Below are 8350 nucleotides of genomic sequence, written 5' to 3' on the forward strand. Positions count from 1 at the left end.
GTATGTGGGAAAAACCGCAGCGAATTACCCAGACGCATCTCAGGGTTCTCGACAAGGAACCCCACCGGTTTCGGCGACTGTTTCTAGATGGATTGGCGCTGCCTAACTTGCCGCGAAATCCTGAGGCGATCGAACGGGGCCAACAGTTTCACCAGCTCATGCAGCAACAGGCGCTGGCGTTGCCGATCGATGCGTTAGTGGCAGCCGATCGCGATCTGAAACGATATTTCGATGCCTACGAACGCCATCCTCCCCCCTCGATTGAGGGCGATCGTCAAGCAGAATATCCTCTCGCCATCGCAATGCGGGGGTTCCAATTGTTCGGGGTTGTCGATCTGCTGGTGACAAATCGCGATCGCGCTCAAATTGTGGATTGGAAAACCTATCGCAGGCCGCGCGAGCTCCGAGAGCTGGAGTTCGATTGGCAAACTCGACTGTACCTATTTTTATTGGCCGAAACCCATGGCTATTCGCCGGCAATGCTATCGATGACCTACTGGTTTGCCGAAGCCCCCGATCGCCCTGTCACCCTTCACTACGATCGCGCTACCCATCAGGCCAACCGCCAAATCCTCGCTCGCCTGCTAGGCCAACTTGAAGATTGGCTGACTCACAACTCATTTCCTGACGGGAGCGAGTTCCAACGCGAGATCGCAGGAGCCGCTCGGCAACTGGATGTGGCTGATATCCCCCCTTTGCCGCTGCCCTAAAAGGGATACGATCTGACGGCGGTTACCAGCAAATCCAAGCAATCGCCCAAGCTTCAGAGGTTCAAGCCCGATTCCAAGCAAAGCGAACTTGACCGGGCAAATACTGAGCGATTTCTGAGTTTGATTCCGAACTCAGAACTGCTTTTATCGCCCCGAACACAGCGATCGTGACATCCGTAGCACCTACATTTTTAGGCACTCCAGCTTCCTCTTGAATCCGACGCAGAAACATCTCATCCCTAACATCCAAGGGAGCGCGAACCTGGCTCAACCAGCGGACTAACGGATTGGTATCGCGCCACAGTTGGGCGATCGATCCCGTTTGCAGATCGAGCCCGGATTCAATCTCGTCGAGTTCGGCCGCAATGCGGTTGGAGGCTTCAGTGGGCATGAGATCGCGAATCGAGCGAAATACCACTTCTGCAATATCGCGGGCATCGTAGGTGCTATCTAGACCGCCATTAGCGGCCACTGCTTCTAGAAAAACCTGGTAAGGAGAGGGAGAGTCGACCTCTGCGGCAGGGTCTGGAGAGGAGGAAATCTCGGCTGCTGTCATGGGTGAACCTTAAAAGCTTTAACTGTGGACTGAGGAGGACGAGCTGCGATCGCATCGTGGAAAGTGTCCATCGATGGAGCTAGCCTGCGGCGAGAGAATCAGTCAGTGGGTTGTCGCTGGGGCAAGACCAGTGTCCGAAATCATCCGATCTAGAAGTGCGTCTAGTTGCTCTAACGTAATCAGCCCAAACTGCCAGAGCACCATGTGCAGTGGACCTTGCAAGCGTTGAGCGTGGCGCATCGCCAGGTCGAGTTCTTCAGCAGAGACTGAAAACTCTTCCCGCAGCACTTTAACCAGATCGGTATCGGACATTAGAGGAGCCAAAGGCAGTAAAGCAACTATAACGGCTTTAATTAACTTTTGTAAACAAATTGAGAAAAAGGAATCCCCCGAGGCGGTCTTGGCCGTCTGACGTAGGTCTATTCGCTGGGTGGAGAAGAAAGAGGGTTAGCTAAATTGTTGAGTTAACTCTGCTGTCTTCAACACCACCTCTCGTTCTCGACCGTTGCGGTTAATGGATAGAGTGACCTCCGTCCCCACTGGCAAGCCCGAGATCGCGCCCTGCATCTGGCTGGCTTCGGTAACCGCCTCGCCATTGAGACCGATGATGATATCCCCGCCCTGCAAGCCAGCCGCAGCTGCAGGGGACTTCGCCACCACATCCACAATCAAGACGCCACTGGTGACGGTTTCGTCGAAATTAAAGCTCAGATCCCGCTGCTGTAACTGCTCCACCACTTCGGGGGAAAGCGTATTCATCCGCACCCCCACATAAGAGCGCACGACCTTACCGTTGCTTAACAATTGATCGAGAATAATTTGGGCTTCATTGACTGGAATAGCAAAGCCAATCCCTTCTGCGCCGCGAATAATGGCCGTGTTAATCCCCACCACTTCGCCATCGATATTAATCAGCGGGCCACCCGAATTGCCGGGATTGATGGCTGCATCTGTTTGAATGAAATCAATGCGGCGATCGCCCACTCGAATTTCCTGGCTGGTGCGGCCCAAAGCACTAACGATCCCTGCCGTAACGCTATTGCTCAGCCCTAACGGACTGCCGAGGGCAACCACCCATTCGCCAGGACGCAACAGGCCGGAGTCGCCAAACCCAATGGCAGGCAACGGTTCATCGGTTTCCAACTGCACGACAGCCAAATCAGTGAGGGGATCGCGGCCGATCACTCGCCCTGCATATTCTCGTCCGTCGGCCAGGGTGGCCCTCACCACGTCCGCATTGTTGACGACGTGGGCATTGGTGACGACCATCCCCGCTTCGCTAACAATAAAACCCGATCCAGACCCTCGTTGTTCGAAGCCTCTGCCTCTGGGCGATCGCTCCGGATCTCGCTCGTTGGGTCGACGGGGACCGGGTTCGGGTAAAAAGTCATCTAAAAAGCGCCGGAAAGGGGTGCGGGGAGCAGAGTTGTCTGGATTGACTGCTATGCGGCGGGCTGTTTGTAATTGCACGACAGCAGGAGCAGCCCGCTCGGCAGCGTCGGCAATAAAGTTGAGGCCGTAATTGCTCCGTTCGCTGGGGGCTGAGAGTTCGTCACTGAGATCGAAGATGGGATTCTCAACGTCGTGGGAGGGCGAGGGAAAAGATTCTGCGGCTGATGGATTGTCTGCTCGGGGTTGCGAGGGCCGCTCGATCGCACTGCTGCAGGCTACCAGGGATAACAGCCCTACCCCAACGCAAGACCGGACTATCCAACGAAGAGACGGAGAAGTGGGAGACATGCGCGATCGCCGGTGACAGGGCCGACGCCTCAAACAGACCAATATGCTGAAATTCTAACTGTTCTGCCTCGGGGATTGGGTTACGGAACCGGAATCTCTGCGCTGAAGGTGATGGTGCCGCGCGTTTATTCCCGATCCTGTTTGGGCGCAAAGGCAATATCTTCGTAAATGCCTGCCATTGCGAGCTCGACAGGGATACTTGCCATTGTTACGGTTGTTTCCAGCCCTTCGTAAGACGTTAAAACCCATTGAGTGTCTGTCGTTTTGATGTAGCGATCGATGAATGGTCGAGATTGGCTGACCAGTAAGTATTCCGAGAAAGTTGGGATGGAGCGGTAGTAAAGGAATTTATTGCCTCGATCGTAGGCTTCTGTCGAGGGGGATAGGACTTCAACGATGAGTTTTGGATTCAGAATTTCATCTCGGCGGTTGTCGTTGAACTGGGGTGGCCCCTCGATAGCTGCGATATCTGCGTAGGTACCTCGTCGGTATTGAGGAATCCAAATGCGTAAATCGCTGGTGATGGGTTTGAAGGAGGTGCCTTTCAGGGCAATTCGCAACAGGGCATAGATATTGCCAGCAATCTGGCTGTGCTCTAACGTACCTCCCGGCATAAGGGCGACTCCCCCATTGCGGTACTCGTGGCGCTCTTCCGAGGCTTCTTCCAAGGCCCGATAAGCAGTGAGGGTATAGGGTTGCGCGAGGGTGGGAGCAGTCATGGCGATCGCCCTGCAAAGGCTTTGCTGTCAGGGTAGCTCATCTGGGCGAAAGCCTCGATTGGCGATCGCTCTCTCGATGATTTCGAAATAGAAAATCGAGCAATCGTAACGCAAAATTTGACGGGAATTCTCTTGGGTCAACCGAGTGGCGTAAAAGCTGTTTCTCCCCTCTCCCTGGGGCTATCCATTAGGCACAAGTCGATGGAGAGCTTACTGTGACTGGATTATAAACTGCAGTAGAGACTGAAGCAGTTGTAGCCGGAGGGAGAGAAACCATGCAAGATTGGGTCAGCCAAGAAATCAACCCGATCCACTTCGCCGATTTGCGACATGCAAAGCGGTTGGGGCAGATCGTCACAGACTTGAGTGAGCAGCCCACAGCGAGCGTGCCTCAGGCGAGTGGGAATGCCTCAGTGGCCCAAGGAACCTATCGATTTTGGGCCAACCCGAAGGTGAGCACGAGCAGCATTCTGGACAGTCATCGTGATGGAGTGGTCAGGCGGGCCCTCACGGGCAAGACGGTGCTGGCCATTCAAGACACAACGGATTTCGACTTCACCACTCACCCCCAGACCGAAGGGCTGGGCTTCATCAATCAAAGCCATCAACAGGGAATCAAAGTCCACAGTTGTTTTGCGGTGAGCGGCGAGGGAGAACCCTTAGGTCTGTTGAGTCAATTCATCTGGAATCGCAAACAGCGGCGCGGGAAGAAAGAAAAACGCTCAGTGACTCCCATCGAGCAAAAGGAAAGCTATCGCTGGATAGCAACTCTCGCAGCCGTAGAGCGAGAGCTCGCGGGCCAAGAGCAAGTGGTTCATATTGGCGATCGAGAAGCAGACATCTTCGAACTGTTTGCCCATCCCCGTGCGGACAACAGGGAGTTACTCATCCGCGCAAGGCACAATCGCAAACTTAGCCACGAGCTGGGCAAGTTCATCCCCACCCTCGAACAAGCCCCAGTCTTGGGAGCGATGAGCCTGCAAGTGCAGCGTAATCCCAAGCGAGCGGCCCGCATTGCCCAGTTGCAGGTGCGGGCGATGGCGGTGACGCTGGAGGTGCCATCGCATCACCTCAAAGCCGCGAGCTTAGAGCCCGTGCGCCTCAATGCCATCTTCGTGGAAGAAACCGTCCCCCCTGATGATGGCGCTCAGCCGATTCGCTGGTTTCTGCTGACCAGCTTGCCAGTTGAGAGCTTCGAGCAGGTCTGTCAGTGCATCCGCTGGTATAGCTACCGCTGGCTGATTGAGCGGTTTCACTTCACCCTCAAAAGTGGCTGTGGCATCGAACAGCTCCAACTGCAAAGCTATGAGCGCTTGCTCAAGGCTCTGGCAACCTACAACGTTGTAGCTTGGCGATTGATGTGGCTGACCTACCGCGCTCGACTCACCCCGCAAGCCTCCTGTGAGCTCGTTTTACAGCCTGCTGAATGGCGGCTGTTACGACGCAAGTTTGTGCCGAAAAGTCGCTCTCAAAAGCCACCCACTCTGCAACAGGCAATGCTGTGGATTGCTCGATTGGGAGGCTTCTTGGCTCGCAAGGGCGATGGCAACCCTGGATTGAAGACGCTTTGGCGAGGGCTGACCAAACTCCACCATTTGCTTGAAGGGGCTCAACTGGCTTCTCAAAGCTAGTGCCTGTCTATGGTTCAGCTACTTTTGCCTAATGGATAGCCCCAGGGAGAGGGGCCGGGGGTGAGGGCCATGCAGAGCTATCGAACTCAGGTTGACTAGCTTGGCCGATGCTTGCACAAGCCGAATACTTCGATTGCACGATCCACATTGATTGTGGCTTTTTCCAAGCCGAATGCTGCGGCTGGGCCTAGCTTTAAGGGGCCTAGCTGGTACTATAGGTAGCGTGAGTTGACTGTGTGTTGTGCGACACACTCTGCCAGACGCGCTCGGAACCTCGCGTTCTCTACCGTGCGATTTGAGTTAGGGGTTGGTGCCGAGCAGCATTACTGCAGTCGAGATCTCATCCAATGAGGAGTGTTTCATGAAATTCAATCAGTCTTTATGGCTGGCCAGTGCTGCAATTGGCGCTGCGCTTGCTATTGCCCCTGGGGAAGCTGTGGCCCAAGCCACTCAGTCCCAACAATTTGCACAGGTCACCTCAGTTTCTCAACTGTCTGACGTGCAACCCACCGATTGGTGGTTCTCCGCTCTCCAGTCCTTGGTAGAGCGCTATGGCTGTATCGCCGGTTATCCCGACGGCACCTATCGCGGCAACCGCGCCCTCACCCGTGGCGAGTTCGCTGCTGGCTTGAATGCCTGCTTGGACCGCATCAACGAACTGATTGCAGCTGGCTTAGCCGATAAGGTCTCCCGCGAAGATTTGGCCACCGTTCAGCGCCTGCAAGAAGAGTTTGCGGCTGAGTTGGCAGCTCTATCCGGTCGGGTTGACGCTCTGGAAGCCAAGACCGCCGAGCTGGAAGCCAATCCTCTGGGGTTGAACGCCGTCACCAGCAAGCTGAGCTTTGAAGTCATTACCGGTATCTTCGCTGCCAGCGATCCCTTCGACGAATCAAACAACGCGATTATTCCGTATCGGATTCGTCCCAAGTTCGATGCTTCCTTCACGGGAGAAGACTTTTTCCGCGTCCAAATCCAAGCGCGCGAAAACTCTGGCTTTGCAGGCGATCCGGTCGGGCTCGGCTTGGGTGAAGGGAGCGGTGCTCCCGGTGGCGTCAATGATGACGTCAACCTAGACGACGTCTTCTATGAGTTCCCTCTGTTTGACGGGCGCGTGACGGGCTTATTCGGCCTGAACGGAATCCAGACCAACTTCCTGACTGTTTTTGACAATGTCCTCTCCGGCGGTATTTCCGACCTAGCCGAATTGGACTTTAACCTTACCTTGAGTGGGTTCATTCAAGACACCACATTGAGCTTCCAATGGGAAGTGGTTGAGGACCTGTTCTTCATTACCTACGCTTATAGTGCTAATGAAGCCGAATCCTCTACCTTCGGCGAGGGTCTCTTCGCGGGCGAAACCGTTCATCTTGTTGAATTAGGCTTCACCCCGACCGATAATGTGACCGTTGTGGCCCAGTATGCCAATTACGCACAAGGCCAGGGCGAAGGCGGCGGTGCCACCCCTGTCGGCGACATTCCGGGTGACGTCCAGGCAGCCACGATCGGCGTCAACTGGGAAATTATTCCCCGTATCGCCTTCCAGGCTTACTATACGCGTGGCTTTTTCGAGGAAGGTGGCCTTGACGATACCAATGATTTCATTGCTGGCTTTGCCTTCTCTGACTACTTCATTGAAGGGTCCAACGGCGGTTTCTTGGTTGGCAGCCCCGAGACAAACGTTCTGAGTCTCAATGATGGCGACGACGACTTTGATTACCCGCTGCAATTTGAAGCTTGGTATGGCTTCCCAATCACCAACAACATCACCATCACGCCTGGTGTCTATTACATCACCAATGTGAACGGCGATGACGACGACATTATTGTCGGCGGTGTTGAAACCATCTTCAGGTTCTAATCGACTTGACTTAAGGCGATCTCACACCGGCAGGTCTGCGGGCCTGCCGGTGTTTTTTGTTGGCGATCGCCATCAGAGGCAATACCCCTCTTCCTGTCAACCTGAGTTCAATGGCTCTGTAGGGCCCTCGAACTCAGGTTGTGTAGTATGGTGCCGATAACCAGCAATGAGTCGCTTGAGTCCAACCTTCGACACCCTGAGGAGACATGGCAGTTGCGATTTCCGTCGTCATGACGGTCTACAACCGGGAGTGCTATCTGGCGCAGGCAATTGAGAGCGTGTTGAATCAATCCTGGCCGGATTTTGAGTTGATTCTGTGGGATGACGGTTCGAGCGATCGCTCGGTCGAGATTGCTCGGACCTACGCCGAGCGCGATCGGCGCATTCGATTTGTGGCAGCAGAGCATCGCGGCAGAGGCTCCGCCCTCGATGCCGCCACTCAACTAGTGCGTGGGGAGTTTCTCGGCTTTGTCGATAGCGACGATCTGCTCTGTCCGACTTCCCTAGCTCAGACTGCAGTCATGCTCGAAAACTTTCCCGAAGTGGGCATGGTCTACACCAACCACAACGTCATGGATGCAGAGGGCAGAGATTTGGGCCTGGGCAAACGCTGCGAGATGCCCTATTCGAAAGAGAAGTTGCTGCTGGATTTCATGACCTTTCACTTTCGTCTGATGCGCACATCAGTGTTTCGGCAGGTGGGGGGAATTAATCCGAAATTCAATGCGGCTCAGGATTACGATTTGTGTTTGCGTCTGTCGGAAGTCACTGAGATTCGCCACGTCCCCAAATCGCTGTATCGCTATCGGGTCCATCGCCATTCCATTTCGCAGGCAAGGCAACTGGAACAAATTCGCTGCAGCTACGAAGCGATTTTGCAAGCTCTGAAGCGGCGGGGACTGGCAGATCGACTGGAGCTGCGTTTGGAACTGCGACCCAGGTACATCCTGCAACCCAAGCAATCTTCTCGAACGGCGATCGCGACGGACCCTCACTAGCTCGTCCTCTCAATCTAAATCATAAAGTATTTATAAAGACTACAGATTGTTAAGTCACGTATAAAAACAGATGAGTGGCGGCAATATAAGCATCGACTAAGGATTCTTAGTCTAAATTTATTTGGCTCTCGCAAATTG

At 54.5% G+C, this 8350-nt stretch carries 8 protein-coding genes; 4 read left to right on the forward strand and 4 right to left on the reverse strand.

Annotated features, from left to right (window positions below; genetic code table 11):
* Window positions 1-2 precede the first annotated feature (2 nt).
* Window positions 3-710: a PD-(D/E)XK nuclease family protein gene (locus SYN7336_RS26395; RefSeq protein ID WP_017327125.1), complete on the forward strand. Its 708-nt coding sequence runs from the start codon at window positions 3-5 to the stop codon at window positions 708-710.
* A 61-nt stretch (window positions 711-771) separates the two neighbouring features.
* Here the strand turns inward: SYN7336_RS26395 and SYN7336_RS16925 are convergent, their stop codons facing one another.
* The 4 genes from SYN7336_RS16925 to SYN7336_RS16940 all read right to left on the reverse strand — a co-directional run bounded on the left by SYN7336_RS16925 (window position 772) and on the right by SYN7336_RS16940 (window position 3725).
* Entirely contained in the window at window positions 772-1266 is a 495-nt protein-coding gene (locus SYN7336_RS16925; protein ID WP_017327126.1) for a DUF2267 domain-containing protein, read from the reverse strand.
* Between the two features lie 102 nt (window positions 1267-1368).
* Complete coding sequence (locus SYN7336_RS16930; protein ID WP_017327127.1) at window positions 1369-1578, reverse strand: DUF2949 domain-containing protein; 210 nt, start codon at window positions 1576-1578, stop codon at window positions 1369-1371.
* 135 nt (window positions 1579-1713) lie between these two features.
* On the reverse strand, window positions 1714-3006 hold the full coding sequence (locus SYN7336_RS26400; protein ID WP_017327128.1) for a trypsin-like peptidase domain-containing protein: 1293 nt from the start codon (window positions 3004-3006) through the stop codon (window positions 1714-1716).
* A 125-nt stretch (window positions 3007-3131) separates the two neighbouring features.
* Complete coding sequence (locus SYN7336_RS16940) at window positions 3132-3725, reverse strand: Uma2 family endonuclease (protein ID WP_017327129.1); 594 nt, start codon at window positions 3723-3725, stop codon at window positions 3132-3134.
* Between the two features lie 275 nt (window positions 3726-4000).
* Between SYN7336_RS16940 and SYN7336_RS16950 the strand changes: the two genes are divergently transcribed.
* From SYN7336_RS16950 to SYN7336_RS16960, 3 genes are all read left to right on the forward strand, one after another.
* Window positions 4001-5356: an IS4 family transposase gene (locus tag SYN7336_RS16950; RefSeq protein ID WP_017324427.1), complete on the forward strand. Its 1356-nt coding sequence runs from the start codon at window positions 4001-4003 to the stop codon at window positions 5354-5356.
* Between the two features lie 361 nt (window positions 5357-5717).
* On the forward strand, window positions 5718-7214 hold the full coding sequence (locus SYN7336_RS16955; protein WP_017327131.1) for an iron uptake porin: 1497 nt from the start codon (window positions 5718-5720) through the stop codon (window positions 7212-7214).
* A gap of 206 nt (window positions 7215-7420) precedes the next feature.
* Window positions 7421-8212, forward strand: coding sequence for a glycosyltransferase (locus SYN7336_RS16960; protein ID WP_026101095.1), 792 nt, complete (start codon window positions 7421-7423; stop codon window positions 8210-8212).
* Window positions 8213-8350: the final 138 nt, after the last annotated feature.

The sequence above is a fragment of the Synechococcus sp. PCC 7336 genome (genome assembly GCF_000332275.1).
Lineage (GTDB): Bacteria > Cyanobacteriota > Cyanobacteriia > Thermostichales > PCC-7336 > PCC-7336.